The following is a 19,950-nucleotide window of genomic DNA, read 5'->3' as shown; positions in this document are numbered from 1 at the left end:
TGTTTTTTTGCAGGGAAGTATCGGAATGAATAGCTATAGAGGATCGGAACAGGAATATATCGCCTCACTTCTTCAAAAGGAGCAAGTGGCGTGGAGAGAATGGTATCATTCAGTTTCTCCTGGCCTGATGTCGCTATGCATTCGTTATGTGAGAGACCGGGATCTTGCAAACGACGTGCTCCAAAATAGTTTTATAAAAATGTTTCATTCGATTTCTTCCTTCCAATTTCGTGGAGAAGGCTCGCTTAAGGCCTGGGCGTCACGAATTGTGATTAATGAAGCTCTTCGCGAGCTTAAATCTCGATCCGAGTGGCAAAGACTGCAGTTTGAAGAGGAGCTTGCTGAGCCCGAGATTATAGAACCAGAAGTAGAGAGTCTATCCCAGGAGGAAATATTGGAGTTTATATTGCAATTGCCTGACGGATACCGAACGGTTTTTAATTTGTTTGTATTTGAAAATTTAAGTCACAAGCAAATTGCAGAGCACTTAAACATTACAGAGAGTACATCTGCATCCCAACTTCACCGCGCTAAAAGTATTTTAGCGGAGAAGATAAAATTACGACAAAGTTTAGATAAAAAGATCTTATGAAACGCAACTGGTCACATACGCTTAGAGAGAAGATGGAAGGCCACGAGATGGCTCCAGACTCAGACGGATGGCAAAAAATAGAACAAAGTCTATTTGTTGAGCTTCCTGCTGAGGTTACTTCTATCCCGCTAGTGGGTAGCTCTGCCCGTATAGCGAGAAGACGAAAAGTTCAAAACTTAGCCATTGCCGCCAGTCTAGGGGGAATCCTAGTCTGCGGAGCACTGCTTTTTTCAACTTTAGACAGAAAGCAGCAAATTTCGCCAAACCGTTCCTTGACTCTGGAAGGAAATAAAGAGAAGCTCAAAACTTCAAATAAGGTTGAGAATATAGGGTTAAGAACAGAATCTGAGCCGGCAATAGTGAAGATTGAAAAGAGAGAGAAATCATTACTACGAAATTTAGATCCCTTCATAACTAGAGTAAATCAAAATCGTAAAGAAGTAGAAACGTATATAGACAGTCGGTCTCTATCCTCTTTTTCAGGGACGGGTATCCAAACGTATGGGATTCTAAGTGGAGCGAAAATAGTAGCAGACCCTTATCCGTATAAAAACTTTGCAGTGACTGCTAAGCAGAAACAATCCGATAGAATTTCTAGCTCAAATAAGAGGACCAAAGAGAGAAGAGGTTTTAGTTTTGGACCGATTGCAGGACAATTGGCTTCCAATTCTACGGCACAAAACCCAGGGTACTTAACCCTAAGCGGTGGAAGTGCCACACGAATGGCGATGGCGCAACTTGATGCGCCCTATGCTAACGTACTAGTGGAGAATTTAGCACAGAAAGCCAGCACCGAAATAAATCATCATACGCCTGTAACTTACGGACTCGCGGTTCAATACCCACTTACTTCGAAATGGAGTTTAAGTTCAGGTGTAAGTTATACGCTTTTACGTTCTGATCTAAAAGCCGGGACCGAAACCAGCTATTGGGAAAGCCGACAAGATTTACATTATATAGGAGTGCCTCTTTTTGTCAATTATGAGATTTCAGAGACTTCCAAAGTACGTACCTATGCCTATGGAGGAGGAGAAGTTAAAAAAGTAGTAGCTGCTAGTTCAAGAACCAAGTACGTAGTGAAGGATGAGCCTGAGACTTTCACGAAAGAAAAGCTTAGTGAAAAACCGCTTCAAGTATCTTTAAATGCCGGTGTGGGCCTTGAATACCGTTTACATAAAAACATTAGTCTATATGTGGAACCCGGTATTGAATACCATTTAAATGACAATTCAAGCATACAGTCCTTGTATAAGGATAAACCGGTTAATGTAAGTCTACGGACCGGACTTCGGTTTACAATCGGAAAACCCTAAGTAAATAGAAATTACAAATAGAAAAAACCAGAGCAATCGCTCTGGTTTTTTCTATTTGACTTTTAAAGTATCAATCCTAACTTAGGGGAAGGTAACTCCTGAATATTGGTTCACATTCACCAAAGGAAGGGAAGAGTTGTATTTTTTATTAATTGATTTAATAAATTCATTTGCAATAATTCCGTACCCACGTCCTGTTAGGTGAACCCCATCAAGAGAGAAGGTACCTCCAGTTACAAAAGTAGTGGTGTATTTTACGCCATCGAAAGTGATTCCTGAAGATCTTGCGAGTTCTAGCATTTTCGCATTTGCATCCACAAAGGCAAGTCCTTTCGCAGTCGCAGCAGAACTGATTACTTTGTTGAATGCGCTAGTGGCTTCAAGTACTTCGTCTTTCTCTACCGCCGTTAATACATGCTTATCTTGGAGTGGGAAAGTAACACCAAATTTATCAAATGGGGCTACAGCCAGTGGAGAAGAAGGGGTTGTTCCAATAACAGAGCTTGTCGTTAATGGGATTAAATCGGCACTGGTAGCGTGTCTTGCTTGACCGTAAAGTGCACCCATTAATCCTGCTTGTTGAGCTGGAATTCCATTCGCTACTAAGGCTCCTGTAATTTGCACAGACATATCGGTTAACGATTCGTCCTTCAAAAGAAGTGGGTTGTTGGACTGAGAAACCATTTTAATTCTAGATCCTTGCCCATAAGCCGATAAAATTTGACTTAATGGCCCAAACACTTGTTGGTTTAGTGCCGTAGCACTCGCTGCATCAAGCGGTACGGGATTGTACGGAACCGTTGTAAAGAATGGAATCGCGGTTACATTGGGTAGGTTTGCAACCACTCCTTTCGCTCCTTGCGAGGTTAAAGTGGCGATAAGTCCATTGTAAGCCTGAGTAAAGAGTGCGATGTCTGTAATTGGATTGCTTCCATCGCCACCTGAAGTTGCGTACCCTAACACATCGTTATTTCCAATCCATAAAGAAAAGAAAGTTGGATTTTGTGCCATGGCATCTCCAAGTACAGTCGTGGTCGCTGAGGATGCAAATCTCACAAAGTAAGGATTCGCAGTACCTGTTTGTAGACCTGCTGCACTTCCGTAACCGGGTGCAAGTAGGTGAAAGGATTTTGCACCGGGAACCCCCATGTTTTGGTAAGGTCCACTTCCATAAATGCTTGCAATTGTGTTGGAAGCGGTTTCACTTGCGACAACCGGTCCTAGTGAACCGTTCGCATCTACTGCAAGAACGAGTTTGTTGGCCACACCGATGGCTGGGATTCCTCCTAAGTTATCGGTCATCATTGGCTGCTTGAATTCTCCTCCTCCAGCTAATTTCATTTGCTGAGCAAGCATGCTAGGATAAGATTCATTTTGTCCGTCTACGTACAAAGCATTGTCTCTATATCCAGCAGTTAGGGAGTTTCCTAACGCTACATATTTGCTAAAGTCTGCATCTCCTTTGGATACGGAGATGGATTCCACGTCTTGGTCAAAGTCCGTCTCACAACTATAAGTAAGCATTAAAAAAGAGGCGGCAATTGCGGGTATAATAAGTTTCTTCATCGGTTTCTAATTATTTAATGTGTAGTTAAGACCTAAACCAAAATAATATGTTTTGGCTTTTGCTTGTCCTGCGAAGTGTGTATTCGGATTGTCAAACACTCTCGACTTCGGAAAGGACATGGCTCCCGCTAAGTCTACTCCAAGTCCGCCAAATTTAAGTCCTAAACCGGCTGTGAACACATGTGAATCAAACGAAGGGGTTTCTGGAATGAAATTTTCGTCCGTGTAAGGAGCTTCATCCCAGTACCATCCGGCGCGAGCTGCAATCATTGGATTAAATTTGTATTCGGTTCCGATTCGGAAGGTTTTCGTGTTGTGGAAATTCTTCGGAGTCGTAAGTACGGTCGGATCGTTCGGTTGATTTCCGACAGGGGCGTTGGCGAAATCAAGTGTTAAGCTTGAGTATTTGTCCCATCCTGTGTAATTAAAATCCGCAGAGATTTTCCATTTTTCAGTGGCTTGATAGGTGGCTCCAATCGTGTACTCATCCACAAGAGGTAGAGTTGCTTGGAATTGGTCTTCTCCATTCGCGTTTAATCCTAGATTTGGATAAAGTGCGGGAGAAATATCAAATGTAGCGGTTCCATTTTCAGCTTTCATATCCACGGGACCACGGTAGGCGATACTTAAATCTAATTTGTCTGTGGGACGAAGATAGAATCCAAGAGAGTATCCGCTTCCTTTTGCTTTTTTGTCGTTGATGTTAAGGCTGCCACCAAGTTGAGTTACGGCCTTATCCCAATCTACCTCTCCCGTTGCATGGATGTAGCTCACCCCAACAGATGCCCAAGGAGCTAACTTAACGGCCACCATAGGTTGAAAGAACATCGCTTTTAGAGACATTTTTTGAACTATCTCTCTGCCAGCCCACTCTTCTCCCCAATTGATGGTACTTCCAAATGGAGTTGTGAAACTAAATCCAATGGATAGGTTTTCAATGGGCTTATACGCCACAGCTGCATAAATAGGAGTTCCTATCGGGTTGTCGGTTTCAAACGATTCGTGGGTATTTGGGTTTTGATATGTAACGGAAGAAATCGCTCCGAATCCACCCGCTGCCACACTTAGCTTCGAGGGAATGAACGCGATACCGGCAGGGTTAAAGAATGCCACACTTGCATCCTCGACATGTGCGCTGGTATGTGCCATTGCCAATTGTTTCACCCCTTGAAGGGAAACTCTGAACCCTCCTGCATAGGCAGTCATACCTGCCAAAAGGGACATTGTAATGATTATTTTTTTCATAGATTGGTAATTATTGCTTTCAAATTTAGAACTAATTTGTATACGAATGTTAATTTTCGTTAATAAATTTAAACAAATTACTATTTAAAGCATGGGTTTAATTTTTATTTTCTAGAGTATTGAATTTACTTACTTGTCTAAGAGTCTATTATTTTTCTAAAATGGAATGGTTTTCGGGCATGTTTAACATTAAACAGAGCTAACCCAAATGGAGTTTCTTAGGAGGTGTACTATTACTGCGATTCCTTTTTGTCGAGAATAGGGAAAAGTGAGGGTCTTGTGTTTGAATTCAATCCTTCCTAGCGCTTTGACGAACAAGAGCAAGTCCTATGTTAAAAATTATCCTAAATTTGCAATTATTAAAATTAATCAAATATGAGTTGTGGATGTAAAACATCCGGCGATTCCGGTCATTCTTGCGGTACGAAATCTGCTAATGGCTGCGAAAGTGTGAATACTTGTGGCAATAGTTATAAATTAAGTGTATTTGATTGGCTCTCCGATGTGGGTAGTCCAAGTCAAAAGACCGTCAATGAACTTGTAGAGGTACGTTTTAAAAACGATCGAAAAAGTTTTTTTCGTAACACTCAAAATTTCCCACTCCATATAGGGAGTATTGTTACAGTGGAATCCAGTCCCGGACACGATGTAGGTGTAGTAAGCCTAACAGGAGAGTTAGTGAATATTCAAATGAAAAAGAAAAATTTTTCACCTGAACACGCCCTGAAAATTTACCGAGTTTCCAATCAAAAAGATGTGGAAACCTGGCAAGAAGCTAGAAAAAAAGAAGATGCAATCAAAACGCAAGCAAAAATTATTGCTTCACGTTTAGGACTTGCAATGAAAATAACAGACGTTGAATTTCAAGGCGATGGAGCGAAAGCGACCTTTTATTACACCGCCGATAGCCGCGTAGATTTTCGACTATTGATTAAAGAATATGCCTCCACTTTTCGAACCAAAATTGACATGAAACAAATTGGGTTCCGTCAAGAGGCTGCGAAAATCGGAGGAATTGGGTCTTGCGGTAGAGAACTATGCTGTTCTTCTTGGCTGACAGACTTTAGGTCTGTCAACACGAATGCAGCTCGTTATCAGCAGCTTAGTATCAATCCTCAGAAACTAGCGGGTCAGTGTGGAAAACTAAAATGTTGTTTGAATTATGAGTTGGAAAGCTATATGGATGCATTGTCAGATTTCCCTTCCTCCAATACAAGTTTAGACACCGAAAAGGGACGTGCATTTTGCATCAAAATAGATGTGTTTAAACGAAAAATGTGGTTTGCCTATGCGGAGAACCCAATGGCTTGGTATGATATTGATACCGCGAAAGTTAAGGAACAAATTCAACGCAATAAGAAAGGACAAAAAGCACAGCTTTTAGAAGAGTTAATGTCGACGGATGTGGTTTCTGAGAAGCCAGTGGATTTGATTCAAGAAAGCAAAATTGACCGTTTTGATTCACGAGGTCGTCAAAATAGCCGCAAAGGTCCCAATAAAAGCAGAAAAGACCAACCGAGAGATCGAAGATCAGGTGACGAATCGAAAGCGCAAAACAAAAAGGAGTCTGTAGGATCGGATGACAAAAAACCGAATAAGAATAGAAACCAATCAAATCCAAACAATCGCAAATCGGGGCCAAGATCTAAGTCAAACAGCCAGGGAAATTCCAATGAAAAAGTTTCGCAGCCAAAACCGAATGAGAAAATTTAATGCGATCTTTCTCCTGCTATTTGTAAGTGTATTAGGTAGTTGTGTGAATCCAAAAGAGGACATTCAAATTCATTCTTTGAACGGAATTTGGCCTGCATCTGAAACTCAAAGGTTTCATTTTGAAATAAAGGAGGCACAAAATCCGAAAAACATTATATTTGTTGTAAGAAACAATAGTGAATATCCCTACCAAGATCTAAATCTAAAGGTAGTAGCGCGCGTAGATTCGACAAAGGTGATTTTAACAGAGCGTGTGAACTTGCAGCTTGCAGAGTCAAATGGAGAATGGACAGGAAAAGGGTTTGGGGATACAAAAGAGGTATTGTTTACGTATAAAAGTCATTATAGATTTCCCCAAAATGGACTTTATACACTAGAAGTTTCTCCAGAAACTGTACGAGAAGCTCTAGACGGAATTGAAGATTTTGGGATTAAAATTCAAACTGCGCAATTGAAAGATGGAAAATAAAAAACAAACAGGTAACAAAAGTACCTTCCCATTGCCAAAGAAAAAGCCTCAGAAAGCTGCAACTCAAAGATGGATTAAGTTTATCTGGACGGCACTTGTGGTGGTAATCTTGGGTGTTTCTGCCGTTTTCTTTGCCGTATCGCAAGGATTTCTAGGCGATATGCCAGAGGTGACAGAGCTGGAAAATCCGGATATTTATGTTGCTTCTGAAATTATTTCCGCAGACGGAGTTGTGCTCGGAAAATTCGAAAAAGAGAAAACCGAGCCAGTTACCTTTCAAGAACTCCCCCCTTATTTGGTGTATGCCCTTCAGGCTAAAGAAGATGAGCGCTTCAAAGAACATTCAGGAATTGATGTAAAGTCCTTTGCTAGAGCGGTTTACTTTAGAGGAGAACGAGGAGGTGGATCCACCATTACACAACAGTTGGCCAAACTTTTATTTACGAAGAAGCCGTCATCGAACCCTCTATATCGGGTCGTGCAAAAGCTAAAAGAGTGGGTCGTAGCGGTAAGTTTGGAAAAACGATATACCAAGGAGGAAATTGTGACACTTTATTTTAATAAGTTTGATTTCACCTACAATGCAAACGGTATTGAAATGGCCTCTCGTGTCTATTTCAACAAGAAGACAAAAGATTTGACTCTTCCAGAAGCCGCGATGTTTGTCGCGATGCTTGAAGCTCCAATTGCAAACAATCCTTTACGAAATCCGGAACGTGCAAAACGCAGAAGAGATGTAGTTTTAGAGCAAATGCTTCAAACCGGTTATTTAGACCAGTCTACCTACCAACAGGCAATCGACACTCCGATCGTAACCGATTATCAGCCAATACGTTCTATTGATGAAGGTTACAGTGCCTACTATAAGTTTTTCCTTCGCAAAGAGATTGAAAAATATTTGAAAGAGCATGAGAAGAAGACGGGTAAGCCTTTAAACCTCTATAAGGACGGGTTGAAAATATACGTGACTCTTGATTCAAAAATGCAGCGCTTTGCCGAAGAGGCAATTAAGGAACACTTAACGGTTCTTCAAAAAAGTTTTGATGCAGAGCAAAAGGGCCGTAAAGCAAGACCGTTTTATTTGATTTCTGAAAAGGAAAGCGATAAAATTATGCTACAGGCGATGAAGAGAACGGGACGCTATAAACAATTAGCGGCTGCGGGCATCCCTGAAGACTCAATTATGCTAGAGTTTCAAAAACCAATTAAAACCACACGTTTCACGTGGAACGGGGAGGAAGAAGTGGAAATGTCCCCTTACGACTCAATCCGTTATCATAAACAAATTGCGCAGGCAGGACTTATGTCGATGACACCTGGTACTGGAGAGATTAAGGCCTGGGTTGGAGGAATTAACTGGCAGCATTTCCAATACGACCATATTAAGCAAGGGAAACGTCAGGTGGGATCCACATTCAAACCGTTTGTGTATGCCGCTGCCATTATGAATTTGGGAATGACCCCTTGTACTAAGATATCCAATGCAACGTTTGATGAAAGGGGCTACAGAGTGCAGGGGACTGGCGGTGAATTGACCCTTAGAAATGCTTTGGCATTTTCTCGAAATCCAGTTGCGGTACGCTTAATGGATATGACAGGAACGGACAAAGTAATTCAGCTTGCTCGTGATCTTGGCGTTACACAAGATATGCCCCGAGGGCAGCTTGCGGTTGCTTTAGGTTCTTCAGACATTACCATTTATGAAATGCTAGGAGCGTACAGTTCCTTTGCGAACTTTGGGAATTACATCCGTCCCGAAATGATTTGGAGAATTGAAGATGCGAATTCAAGAGTGATTAAGGAGGTTAAAAATGAAACCAAAGAGGTAATGAATGAACTCTACGCTTATACCATGATTGATTTGATGAAGGGGGTAGCCGAGTATGGAACCGCTTCAGGAGAGCTGGGAAGACGTGGAGTTTCAAAAGAGATAGAGATTGCTGCAAAAACAGGGACGACTCAGAATAACTCAGATGGATGGTTCATTGGGATGACTCCTAATTTGGCGACCGGTGTTTGGGTAGGATGGGAAGATAGAGCCACCCACTTCCGAAGTACGGGCGAAGGACAAGGGGCAAAAATGGCTTTGCCAATTTGGGCGATTTTTATGAAGAAGATTTGGGCCGAGAAATCCCTAGGGGTTTCCGCAGAGGATAAGTTTATTAAGCCCTCAAACTGGACAGGAGACTGTGGTGATTTGTCAGGATTAGGAGGATACGGTGATGAAGGAGGACTTCAAACCATTGAAGAAATTCGAAATCCGACTCCCGATCGATCTTCGCAGGAAAAGGCCCCTGTGAAGAAGGAAGAAAATCTCAACGAGAAATTAAATAAAGACTCCAACGTAGATTTCAATCAATAATACAAAAGGCCTTTTAAAAAGGCCTTTTTGTCGCTTTAAGAATATGTAATATGCGATTAGATAGGATTACTCAATTGTTTCGCAAACGGTTTCCAGGCGATGAGAGCTATGATTTAGCACAGCGCCAAACACCAAATGTACTGTATGCACTGGTGCGCCCAGATTCATTTCCAAAAGCAGAGTTACTCGATTTTAACGAAGAACTATCTCGTGAGATTGGGCTTGGTGGAATCGATGGCTCAAAAGACTGTGATTTTCTAAATTGCAATTTCATTCCTGAAAATCTTGAAACGTATGCGACAGCCTACAGTGGACATCAATTTGGTAATTGGGCGGGGCAGCTTGGGGATGGTCGTGCGATATATGTAGGAGAAATTGAAGACGACAGAAAGGAACTTACGGAACTTCAATGGAAGGGAGTAGGCGCAACCCCTTATTCTCGTAGTGCAGACGGCAGAGCGGTTCTACGCTCAACGGTGCGTGAATACCTAATGAGCGAAGCGATGCATTTTTTAGGAGTTCCAACTTCTCGATCCCTAAGTCTTACTTTGTCTGGCGAAATGGTGATGCGAGACAAGCTGTATTCCGGGCGCGTAAGGCCTGAAAAGGGTGCGTTTATGATGCGCGTCGCAAAGAATTTTTTTCGTTTTGGTCATTTGGAATTTCTCGCCTCGCAGGGAAGAGAAGATTTACTGAAGGACCTAGTTGATTTTTTGATCGAAAGAGAATCCAATGCTTTGGAGTTGCAACAGAGCTTAGATCCTTATTTAGCTTGGTTTAAACAGGTTATGCACAAAACAGCCGATTTGATGGTGCAATGGTACCGAGTGGGATTTACCCACGGAGTTATGAACACAGACAATATGTCGCTGGCTGGCATCACGATCGATTATGGGCCCTTTTCGATGCTAGATGAGTACGATCTAAATTTTACCCCAAACACAACGGATCTACCCGGAAGAAGATATGCATTTGGCCAGCAGGGCCATATTGCACAATGGAATCTATGGCAGCTTGCAAATTCAATTGCTCCCCTTGTACACGATACAAATGAACTTCAGAACGAGCTAGATGGGTTTTCGTCTTACTTTTGGCAGGAACATGATCAAATGCTGGCAAGAAAATTTGGCTTCGAGCAATTGGAAAAAGACGATTCGGATTTCTTTTCTGATTGGCAAAGTCTAATGCAGATCACAAGGGCCGATTATACACTGTTTTTTATTAAATTAGAATCTTTTGAGGGGTCAAAGGAACCAGTTTCTTTTTTCAAAGAAGTATTTTATGGGACTCTTTCCTCTACGCAAGAAGAAGAATTCAGCACTTTTATCGAAAAGTACCAAAAGCGTAAAATGAGGAACCTTATTTCTGATCAGGAGGCTTTGCTACTGATGCAAAAGAACAATCCCAAATTCACATTAAGAAATTACCTTCTCTACGAATGCATTGAGCAGCTTGAGACGGGAGATCGGACCTTATTTGAACAATTGAAATCCGCCTTGAAATCGCCCTATGAGCAGCTATATCCGGAGTTGAGTGCCAAACGACCTTCGGGATATGAAGATACCTTTGGATGTTCTACATTATCTTGTAGTTCCTAAAGGAAACAGTGTCGGATTATTTGTATTTTCACCGCTTATTCTATCTCCTTTGAAATTAATAAAAAAACTTTCTTTTGTTTTAAAAATGGTCTTCCCTTCCAATCGTATGGAATGGGCTGTTTTTTGTTTTTTTGTACTGGGTTACACAACCCTAGCAATGCCTATTGCACTTGACTATCGAATTGTTTTTGACAATCGCATTCCTTGGGATGCCTATTTTAGTTTTGACAATCGTGCGATTGTGATGACAGGCGGTGGATTTGAAAGGCATCCACTTGCAAATTATTATTTTAATTGGATTCGAGAGCTTGCTTTGTTTGTTTCGGGAGGAAAGATGGATTCGACGTTTCGATTCGTACTTTCTGGATGTAGTGTTTTCATGGTGAGTTTAACTCTGGTGCAAATTTTCAAGTATCTACGTGAGATCATTCAATTGCCAAACGTTTTGTCTTGTTTGCTATTGGTGTTTTTTTCCCTATTCGCAACGAATATCCTTCTAAGTTTCACACCGGAAACGTATACCTATAGTCTTTTTTTCTTGACGCTTTTTAATTACTATGCAGCGCGCAAATTAAGGAGTGGTAGGAAGTTCTCGATCGCTGCACTTACGATCTTTACAGTTACCATAGGGGGGCTTACGGTCACAAATGCAGCTAAAGTCTACATAGGGCTACTCTACGAGAAAGGACTCTTCAAATCCCTTAAATCCTTTGGAAATGCGGTGGCTCGGGGGGCAATCGCGGTAGGAGTCTTTGTTCTTTTGTTTTTGTACCGAATGAATTTTGACTACGGCCTTATTTTGTCAAAGACAACGGAGCAATACGAAAAGTTTTCAAAACCAAAAGTGACGCCTTTATGGGATATGATTTCTTCTTGGTTTTTAGGAGGTAATGTGCTTCTCTCAGGATTTATAACGCGGGATTATCACAATAAAAAAGCCTTTGAATACAAGGCTCTATTTATGGACGTATACACAAGTTGGGTTCCGTATCTATTTGTGGGAGTACTTTTTAGCTTGCTTGTTTGGTCCTGGATAAAAAACAGGAAAAACAAAATGGTTCAAATTCTTTTTTTCCTTTTCTTTTTCGACTTCCTTATTCACTGCGTTCTTAAGTTCGGATTGCATACCTCCTATATTTATGGAGGTCATTTCGTGATGGTGTATCCCTTGGTCTTAGGCTGGCTGCTCTATTCTTATCGAAAGCAAACCAGAATACTTACCAGTTTGATCATCACACTTATTCTTATGACTTTGTACTTAGCGCTTAATAATGCTTACAGAATGCAAGAATTCTTTGATTTTTTGAACCTCTATTACAGGTAGAATTACGCAAGAGGAAAGAAGCAGGAGTTATTTCGCTTCCACGCAAAAGACTCGGTATTGAACCGCTCGGGCAGATTTAAACTGACCTCTAATACGGCTTAAATCCGAGCTTGCCGTTTGTTTAGAGACGTAACTCCCAACTAATATACGGTAATTCGGTCGCAAAGACGCATCGGTCTCAACTTTAATGTTCGGGAAACGATTCCGGAAAAAAGATTTGATTTCGTTGGCTTCCTGGTTGCTTTTTGCCACCGCAATTTGGATTTTATACCCTAGAATTCTTGGGTTTTGACGACAAATTTCTGCTCTTGACAAAGGTTTAGAAAAATTGGATGAATCTCTCGAGTCTGCTATGTCTGAGGCGTTTTTAGACCCTGGCATTTGGGACGGGCGAGTACAATTGTCTTCCATTTTCGCCATCGTTTCACTGATACGCTTGTCCATAGATAACGTAAGAGTTGTGCCTTGCAAAGTGTCTGTCTTGGTTACGATTTGGCTCTTAACCAATCCAAGGTTAAGGGCAAAAAAGAATAGTGTATAGAGTAAATTGGTTTTCATCAAAGGTAATTTGGGCAAATTTACTATAAATAAAAATTATACCAAAAGCTATTATTTAGAATGGTTACAAATTAATAGGCTTCTCGGAATCTCTAATTTTTTCGGTTGTTAATGTAGTGTTAAAAAGCTTACTTTTGCAGAATTGAATGGATACTCATCAATTTTTACTAACCCAAGATTATTTAAATGATTAGTTGGAGAAAGCATTACAAGAGGGGTCTGGTAGCAATAGGTCTATTGTTTGCCACCGCCACTTCGGTCCACGCACAGGACGGTGATCCTAAAAATGGCGAAACACTTTTTAAAGCCAATTGTACCGCGTGTCACACATTAGACAAGAATTTGATTGGCCCAGCCTTAGGTGGGGTTGTCGAGCGACTGGAGAAAGAACAAGGTCTCGGTGTAGATTGGTTACACAAATGGATCAAAGACAATGAAGCACTTCGTAATTCAGGAGATGCCTACGCCAATAAGACCTTTGAGGATCATAATAAGATTGTTATGCTTCCCTTTCCGAATCTTTCGGACCAGGATATAGACGACATTCTTGCCTACACTTCAAATCCACCTGCACCAGAGCCTGCCGCAGAGGCAACCGCTGGAGCTTCGGATGAAAATTCACTAGCGCTTCTGAATGAAGCGAAGAAACAAAGTGAAAATTCAAAAATTCTACTGATTTCACTGATTGCTATTGTGGGTCTTTTGATCTGGTTGCTATTGAAGCTGAGACAGCTTGTGAAACTTAGCCAAACAGAAGAACTTGCAGGCCTTAATAAAACGAATGCATATACATTTGGTGGTCTCTACGAGAAGTATAGTTACGTAGGTAAGATCGCAATGGGTCTACTTGCCTTGCTAGCCTTCTACGGAGTTTGGAATGCACTAATGGGAATCGGGGTTTACAAAGGCTATCAGCCAGAACAACCCATCCATTTCTCGCACAAGATTCACGCTGGAGAAAACAAAATTGACTGTCAATTGTGTCACTCTTCCGCTAAATACGGGAAAGTCTCAGAGATTCCTTCCATGAATGTTTGTATGAACTGTCACCGTAATATTTCTGAATACACAGGAACGTATATGGAGCCAGGGAAGGACAAAGCGTTCTATGACGCTGAGATTCAAAAAATTTATGACGCAACAGGATGGGATCCAGGAAGTCAATCGTATAAAAACGAGAAAAAGCCAGTGGAGTGGGTTCGTATTCACAATATGCCTGATTTCGTATATTTTAATCACGCACAGCACGTAGTAGCTGGTGAGAAGACGATTATCAGTTCCCACAACAAAAAGAATCCAGACGATCAAATTGATGTCGTGTGTAAAGCTTGTCACGGACAGGTGGATACCATGAACGTCGTATCGATGGCAAATGATTTCACCATGGGTTGGTGTATTGAGTGCCATAGAACGACCGAAGTGGATATGGACAACGGCTATAACAAAGAATATTTCGCCAATCTTCACGATAAGTTGAAAAAACAATATCCGAAGAAAGAAGGTAAGATTACTGTAGATGCTATTGGTGGTCTTGAGTGTGGAAAATGTCATTATTAATAACGTTAAATTAGAAGTATAAATGGCTTCAAATAAAATACAATTCAGAAGTATTCATGAACTAAAGGACCCAACTTTAAACCATAAGTTGGCTCAGAAAGAGTTTCAGGATGAAATTCCTGTAGATGAAATTTTGGGTAAGTCGGATGATAGTTCAGGAACGTCCAGAAGAGATTTCCTTAAATTATTAGGATTCTCTACGGCAGCAGTGACCCTCGCAGCTTGTGAGGCTCCTGTGTTAAAAACGATTCCTTATGTGGTTAAGCCCCACGATATTATTCCCGGGGTTCCTAATTACTATGCAACCTCCTATTTTGATGGATCGGATTTTGCGAGTGTTCTGGTAAAAACAAGAGAAGGACGACCAATCAAAATTGAACCTAATGCGCTTGCCAAAGAGCTTGGTAAAACCAGTGCTAGAGTTCAAGCGGGAGTTCTTTCCCTTTACGATAACGACAAAGTAAAACAACCGAAAGTAGACGGGAAAGATGAAACGTATGATGCAGTAGACGATTACGTTCTTAATGCCCTAACCCAAAGTACAAGTATCGGGAAGAGAATCGTCTTGCTTTCTCACTCTTACCCTTCTCCAACCTTTAAAAAGTTGGTAGATGAGTTTAAAGTGAAATATCCAACTGCTGAATTGGTAACCTACGATGCACTGCCGCACGCTTCTGCTTTAGATGCAGCGCAGGAAGTCTACGGTCAAAGACACCTACCGGTGTACGATCTAAGCACAACCGAACTTGTCGTGTCTTTCCAAGCGGATTTCTTAGAAGATTATAATGGAGGAAGTTTAGAATCCTCTTATGCGACTGCGAAAAAGCCAGGCGCAAATATGTTGAGACACATTCAAGTAGAGTCTAACATGTCCCTAACAGGAGCTAACGCGGATGAACGAATTCGTTTAAAACCAAGTTCAGTTTACAAAGTGTTAGTGGACGTTTACAACGCACTTAATGGAAGTTCTGCCTCAGGGGATGCAGCGAAAATCGCAAAAGAACTTCAGGCTAAAGGAAGCAAAGCAGTTGTTTTTGCGGACGGAAGCAAAGGAGCTTATGTACTAGCTCACTTAATTAACCAAAAATTAGGTTCGGTTGCCTTTACAGGAAAGGCGAACTTATTGAAAGAGTACGATACAGCTCGTTACGAAGAATTCTTAACTTGGTTAGCAAACGGAGAAGTAGGAACACTAATTGTAAACAATGTAAACCCACTTTATTCTTCAAACAAAGCAGAGGCCTTCAAGAATGGAATTGCAAGAGTACCTCATATCATTGCAGTTGTTGATAAGAAAAATGAAATTTATAAGGCAGCGAAAGTAGTGATTCCACCGACACACTGGTTAGAATCTTGGGGAGATTTAACTCCTCAAACAGGAGCCTACTCGCTTATGCAACCTACCATTTCTAAAATCTACAAACCAAGACAGATTGAAGAATCTCTTTTAGTTTGGATTAATGGAAAAGGAAGTGAAAACAATAGCTTCTACAATTATTTAAAGGCAAATGCCTTAACTATTTTAGGAGGTAAAACTTTCAACAAAGCTCTTTACGGTGGATTTAATGAAGTAGAATTTGGCCCTACCTTAGCTTACGCTGGAGGAAATGCACAAGGTGCCATTTCAGAACTCCAAGCGTTCAAAGCTTCGGATATTGAACTTGCACTTTATACAGCCGTGGCTGTCGGAGACGGTACGCAAGGAAACAACCCTTGGCTTCAAGAATTACCTGATCCTGTCACAAGAATCTCTTGGGATAACTACCTAACGGTTTCTCCTAAAGATGCAGAACGTTTAGAATTCGATAACGATCTAAACGGAAGAATGCAGCTTGACGGTTCTCGTGTAAACGTGAAAGTGGGAAATGTAACTCTAGAGAATGTACCTGTCTTTGTTCAACCAGGACAGGCAGAGGGTTCTATGGGGCTTGCATTAGGATACGGTAAAACGGGTTCTGGAAAAGTAGCAGAAACAGGAATCAATGCCTATCCTCTTTTTGATGGAAAGAGCCGAGTGGTTTCAAATGTGAAGCTAGAGAAAGTAAAAGGAATGCATGAGTTTGCAGGAATGCAGCTTCAGAATACGCTAATGGGACGTTATGACATTGCACGCGAAGTGCCTTTAGAGTCGTTCCTTAACGTAGCATTTGATGATAAAATTAATGGGTGGAACAAGCCTTTAGAATACCATACTTTAACGGAATCCACTCCAGCAGGTAAAATCACTTTATGGGATGAGTTTGATGACACGGACGGTCCTCACTTCAACCTATCTGTGGATTTGAACTCCTGTACAGGTTGTGGAGCTTGTATCATCGCGTGTCAAGCGGAGAACAACGTTCCGGTTGTAGGAAAAGAAGAAATCAGAATGTCAAGAGACATGTACTGGCTTCGAATTGACCGCTACTATTCTGCGAGAGAAAAAATCACTCCTAAGCAACAAGTAGACAGAGGACTGAATGTACCGCAAGTCTATGACATTCTTATTGATCCGGCTGAAAATCCAGATGTGATTTTCCAACCGGTAATGTGTCAGCACTGTAACCACGCACCGTGTGAAACAGTTTGTCCAGTGGCGGCGACTTCTCACGGGAAGCAAGGTCAGAACCAAATGGCATACAACCGTTGTGTAGGAACAAGATATTGTGCAAACAACTGTCCATACAAAGTAAGACGTTTCAACTGGTTCAACTATGCCCAGAATGATAAGTTTGACTACAACATGAACAATGACCTTGGACGAATGGTTCTTAACCCAGATGTAGTTGTAAGAACTAGAGGGGTTATGGAAAAATGTTCAATGTGTATCCAAATGACGCAAACCACAATTCTAGAAGCGAAGAAAGAAGGAAGACGTATTGAAGACGGCGAATTCCAAACTGCTTGTTCTAAAGCTTGTGGAACTGGAGCTATGCAATTTGGGGATATGAACGACAAGAAGTCTAAAGTAAGAGAGCTATTTACAGACAATAGACGTTATACCCTTTTAGAAGAGATCGGAACGAAACCGAACGTATTCTATCACACGAAGGTGAGAAACAGAAAAGAAAACAAAGTTTAAATAATAATAAGGTAAAAAATGTCACATTACGAAGCCCCGATCAGGGAACCTTTAATTATTGGTCACAAAACTTATCACGATATCACAGAAGATATCGCACGACCTATTGAGGAAAGAGCTGGAAAGCTATGGTGGATTGCATTCTATTCAGCATTGGTACTTTTCGTATACGGATTCGGTTGCATCGCTTACACTATCGGAACCGGTATTGGAGCATGGGGACTTAATAGAACCATTAACTGGGGTTGGGATATTACCAACTTTGTATGGTGGGTTGGTATTGGTCACGCCGGAACGTTAATCTCTGCAGTACTATTGTTGTTTAGACAACGTTGGAGAATGTCCGTCAACCGTTCGGCGGAGGCGATGACTATTTTCGCCGTTGTTCAAGCTGCGATCTTCCCGGTAATTCACATGGGTAGAGTTTGGGTTGGATATTGGGTATTCCCTATTCCAAACCAGTACGGGTCCTTGTGGACTAACTTTAACTCACCACTGCTTTGGGACGTATTCGCGATTTCCACCTATTTCTCGGTTTCTTCGGTATTCTGGTTTATGGGTCTAATCCCTGACTTTGCCATGATCCGTGACCGCGCAAAAACACCTTGGACGAAAAAGATTTATACCTTCCTATCCTTTGGATGGGGTGGGAAAGCAAAACACTGGCAACGATTCGAAGAGCTTTCTTTGGTTCTTGCAGGACTTGCAACCCCACTTGTATTCTCTGTGCATACCACCGTATCCTTTGACTTTGCCACTTCGGTGATTAAAGGATGGCACTCGACTATTTATCCACCTTACTTCGTAGCTGGGGCGATCTTCTCAGGATTTGCAATGGTGCAAACGCTATTATTAGTTGCAAGAAAAGTTTGCCAGCTTGAAGATTACATTACCATCTACCATATCGAGATTATGAACATCGTAATTATCGTAACCGGAGGAATGGTAACCGTGGCTTATGCAGTTGAGTACTTCATCGCTTGGTATTCTGGAAGTAGATATGAAGATTTCGTATACTTAAGTCCAGGCGCTGCAACAGGTCCTTACTGGTGGGCATTCTGGGCACTGATTATTTGTAACTTAGTGGTACCAGCTTCGTTCTGGTTCAAGAAACTAAGAACAAACATCATGTGGACATTCTTTGTCGCACTAATCATTAACATAGGAATGTGGTTTGAACGTTTCGATATTATTGTAATTAACTTATCGAGAGACTATTTACCAAGTGCTTGGACCATGTTTAAGCCGACCATCATTGATGTGGGTGTGTATTTAGGAACCATCGGATTCTTTGGAGTACTCTTCTTATTGTATGCAAGAACCTTCCCGGTAATTGCACAAGCGGAGTTGAAAACGATTTTGAAAATGTCAGGTGAAACTTATAAAGCAAAAGAAGGAGATGAGCACCACTAAAATAATTTACGGTCTTTATGCGGATGATGACGATTTAATGGACGGCGTCAAAGCATGTAAAGAGAAAGGAATTGAAATTAATGAGGTCTATACCCCATTCCCTGTCCATGGTTTGGATAAGGCACTAGGACTTAAGAAGACTAGAATTTCTGATGCAGCGTTTATTTACGCTTTGTATGGAGTCCTTGTTGGTGCCCTTGTGACCTGGTATACAATGAACTATGACTGGCCAATGAACATCGGTGGGAAGCCTGCTATGTCTTGGTGGCATCAAATGCCAGCGTTTGTAGTCCCAATGTTTGAATTGATGGTCTTCTGCTCCGCGCACATGATGTCTTTAACGTTCTTAGTTAGAAACAAAATGTACCCAGGTGCGAAACCGCAGAATCCAGATCCAAGAACCACGGACGATAAATTCTTAATGGAATTTGTTGGTGGAGATGTTGAAAGAATTAAACAGCTTCTAATTGAAACAGGGGCTGAAGAAATTACAGTTAAAGATGCTTAGTATGAAAAAAACAATATTCAAAGCTACGGCAGCGATTGCTTTTACAAGTTTACTATTGAGCTCTTGTGGAAAAGGCAATCCACCTATGGTATACTTCCCGGATATGTATTTCCCAGTGGCTTACGATCCACTTCAGAAGGCAGAAGATCCGTACTCAGATCATGAGAATGAAATTCCTGCGTTTGCAAATGGGGCCACAGGCCTAACCGTAGTAGAAGGAACGGTTGCTCAGAATAAAGACGGTGTTTTTGAAGAAGAACTTCTTCCAAAAAATGTAGATGAGTACAATGCAAGGTACGATGCTTCCAAATCGGTAAGCGTATCTCCTCTTGATCCAGCGAATGCTCAGAAAGATATTGAAAGAGGGAAAGTCCTTTATGATAGAACTTGCGCAGCCTGTCACGGAGTCAATGGAGACGGACAAGGATCGATTGTAGAAAGTGGTGCATATTCAGGGGTGCCTAACTATAAGGACCGTGAAATTACAGTAGGTTCCGTACATTATGTGCTGACGCACGGTAGAAACGCAATGGGTTCCTTTGCAGGACAATTGATGCCAGGTGACCGATGGAGAGTTTCAATGTATGTAATGAATGCGTTTAAAGGAGGAATGTCTACGACAGCGGCAGCACCGGCAACTGTAGATTCCACCGCAACCAATTAATAAAAAG

At 41.4% G+C, this 19,950-nt stretch carries 15 protein-coding genes; 12 read left to right on the top strand and 3 right to left on the bottom strand.

The window, feature by feature from the left end:
- Positions 1–25 precede the first annotated feature (25 nt).
- Positions 26–592 (top strand): RNA polymerase sigma factor, encoded by a 567-nt coding sequence (locus tag ACX3PZ_RS02605; RefSeq protein WP_459082828.1) that lies wholly within the window; start codon positions 26–28, stop codon positions 590–592.
- Positions 589–1,905, top strand: a complete 1,317-nt coding sequence (locus tag ACX3PZ_RS02600; RefSeq protein WP_459082826.1) for a porin family protein — start codon at positions 589–591, stop codon at positions 1,903–1,905. The genes ACX3PZ_RS02605 and ACX3PZ_RS02600 overlap by 4 nt, the downstream gene beginning before the upstream one ends.
- Positions 1,906–1,986: 81 nt before the next feature.
- Here the strand turns inward: ACX3PZ_RS02600 and ACX3PZ_RS02595 are convergent, their stop codons facing one another.
- The gene (locus tag ACX3PZ_RS02595; RefSeq protein ID WP_459111938.1) at positions 1,987–3,471 is read right to left on the bottom strand and encodes an SGNH/GDSL hydrolase family protein; all 1,485 of its coding nucleotides are present in this window, start codon (positions 3,469–3,471) and stop codon (positions 1,987–1,989) included.
- A 6-nt stretch (positions 3,472–3,477) separates the two neighbouring features.
- Positions 3,478–4,716 carry an OmpP1/FadL family transporter gene (locus ACX3PZ_RS02590; RefSeq protein WP_459111937.1) on the bottom strand — a complete coding sequence of 413 codons (1,239 nt, stop codon included), beginning with the start codon at positions 4,714–4,716 and terminating at the stop codon, positions 3,478–3,480.
- Between the two features lie 375 nt (positions 4,717–5,091).
- On the opposite strand from ACX3PZ_RS02590, the gene ACX3PZ_RS02585 reads away from it, so the two are divergent.
- From ACX3PZ_RS02585 to ACX3PZ_RS02565, 5 genes are read left to right on the top strand one after another with little or no spacing between them, the layout of a single operon-like run.
- A complete protein-coding gene (locus tag ACX3PZ_RS02585) occupies positions 5,092–6,429 on the top strand; it encodes a PSP1 domain-containing protein (RefSeq protein WP_459111936.1) in 1,338 nt (445 codons plus the stop codon).
- Positions 6,416–6,898 carry a gliding motility lipoprotein GldH gene (locus tag ACX3PZ_RS02580; protein WP_459082818.1) on the top strand — a complete coding sequence of 161 codons (483 nt, stop codon included), beginning with the start codon at positions 6,416–6,418 and terminating at the stop codon, positions 6,896–6,898. The genes ACX3PZ_RS02585 and ACX3PZ_RS02580 overlap by 14 nt, the downstream gene beginning before the upstream one ends.
- Entirely contained in the window at positions 6,888–9,260 is a 2,373-nt protein-coding gene (locus ACX3PZ_RS02575) for a transglycosylase domain-containing protein (protein WP_459082816.1), read from the top strand. Before ACX3PZ_RS02580 ends, ACX3PZ_RS02575 begins: the two co-directional genes overlap by 11 nt.
- Before the next feature lie 50 nt (positions 9,261–9,310).
- Entirely contained in the window at positions 9,311–10,858 is a 1,548-nt protein-coding gene (locus ACX3PZ_RS02570; RefSeq protein ID WP_459111935.1) for a protein adenylyltransferase SelO, read from the top strand.
- A complete protein-coding gene (locus ACX3PZ_RS02565) occupies positions 10,815–12,182 on the top strand; it encodes a DUF6080 domain-containing protein (RefSeq protein ID WP_459111934.1) in 1,368 nt (455 codons plus the stop codon). Before ACX3PZ_RS02570 ends, ACX3PZ_RS02565 begins: the two co-directional genes overlap by 44 nt.
- Before the next feature lie 27 nt (positions 12,183–12,209).
- Here the strand turns inward: ACX3PZ_RS02565 and ACX3PZ_RS02560 are convergent, their stop codons facing one another.
- The gene (locus ACX3PZ_RS02560; protein ID WP_459082810.1) at positions 12,210–12,740 is read right to left on the bottom strand and encodes an SPOR domain-containing protein; all 531 of its coding nucleotides are present in this window, start codon (positions 12,738–12,740) and stop codon (positions 12,210–12,212) included.
- A 186-nt stretch (positions 12,741–12,926) separates the two neighbouring features.
- Here ACX3PZ_RS02560 and ACX3PZ_RS02555 point away from each other — a divergent pair, with 186 nt between their 5' ends.
- Genes ACX3PZ_RS02555 through ACX3PZ_RS02535 form a run of 5 tightly spaced genes read left to right on the top strand, consistent with a single transcriptional unit; the run spans position 12,927 to position 19,943 of the window.
- Positions 12,927–14,297, top strand: coding sequence for a c-type cytochrome (locus ACX3PZ_RS02555; RefSeq protein ID WP_459082808.1), 1,371 nt, complete (start codon positions 12,927–12,929; stop codon positions 14,295–14,297).
- A 22-nt stretch (positions 14,298–14,319) separates the two neighbouring features.
- On the top strand, positions 14,320–17,358 hold the full coding sequence (locus ACX3PZ_RS02550; RefSeq protein WP_459111933.1) for a TAT-variant-translocated molybdopterin oxidoreductase: 3,039 nt from the start codon (positions 14,320–14,322) through the stop codon (positions 17,356–17,358).
- An 18-nt stretch (positions 17,359–17,376) separates the two neighbouring features.
- Positions 17,377–18,771: an NrfD/PsrC family molybdoenzyme membrane anchor subunit gene (gene nrfD, locus ACX3PZ_RS02545; protein ID WP_459082804.1), complete on the top strand. Its 1,395-nt coding sequence runs from the start codon at positions 17,377–17,379 to the stop codon at positions 18,769–18,771.
- On the top strand, positions 18,758–19,279 hold the full coding sequence (locus ACX3PZ_RS02540; protein ID WP_459082802.1) for a DUF3341 domain-containing protein: 522 nt from the start codon (positions 18,758–18,760) through the stop codon (positions 19,277–19,279). The genes nrfD and ACX3PZ_RS02540 overlap by 14 nt, the downstream gene beginning before the upstream one ends.
- Complete coding sequence (locus ACX3PZ_RS02535) at positions 19,272–19,943, top strand: c-type cytochrome (RefSeq protein WP_459082800.1); 672 nt, start codon at positions 19,272–19,274, stop codon at positions 19,941–19,943. The genes ACX3PZ_RS02540 and ACX3PZ_RS02535 overlap by 8 nt, the downstream gene beginning before the upstream one ends.
- The last annotated feature ends 7 nt before the right edge of the window (positions 19,944–19,950 follow it).

It is taken from the genome of Chryseobacterium sp. A321 (assembly GCF_054489265.1).
Note: the sequence above shows the minus strand (reverse complement) of the source record. Positions and strands in the feature narration are given on the sequence as shown.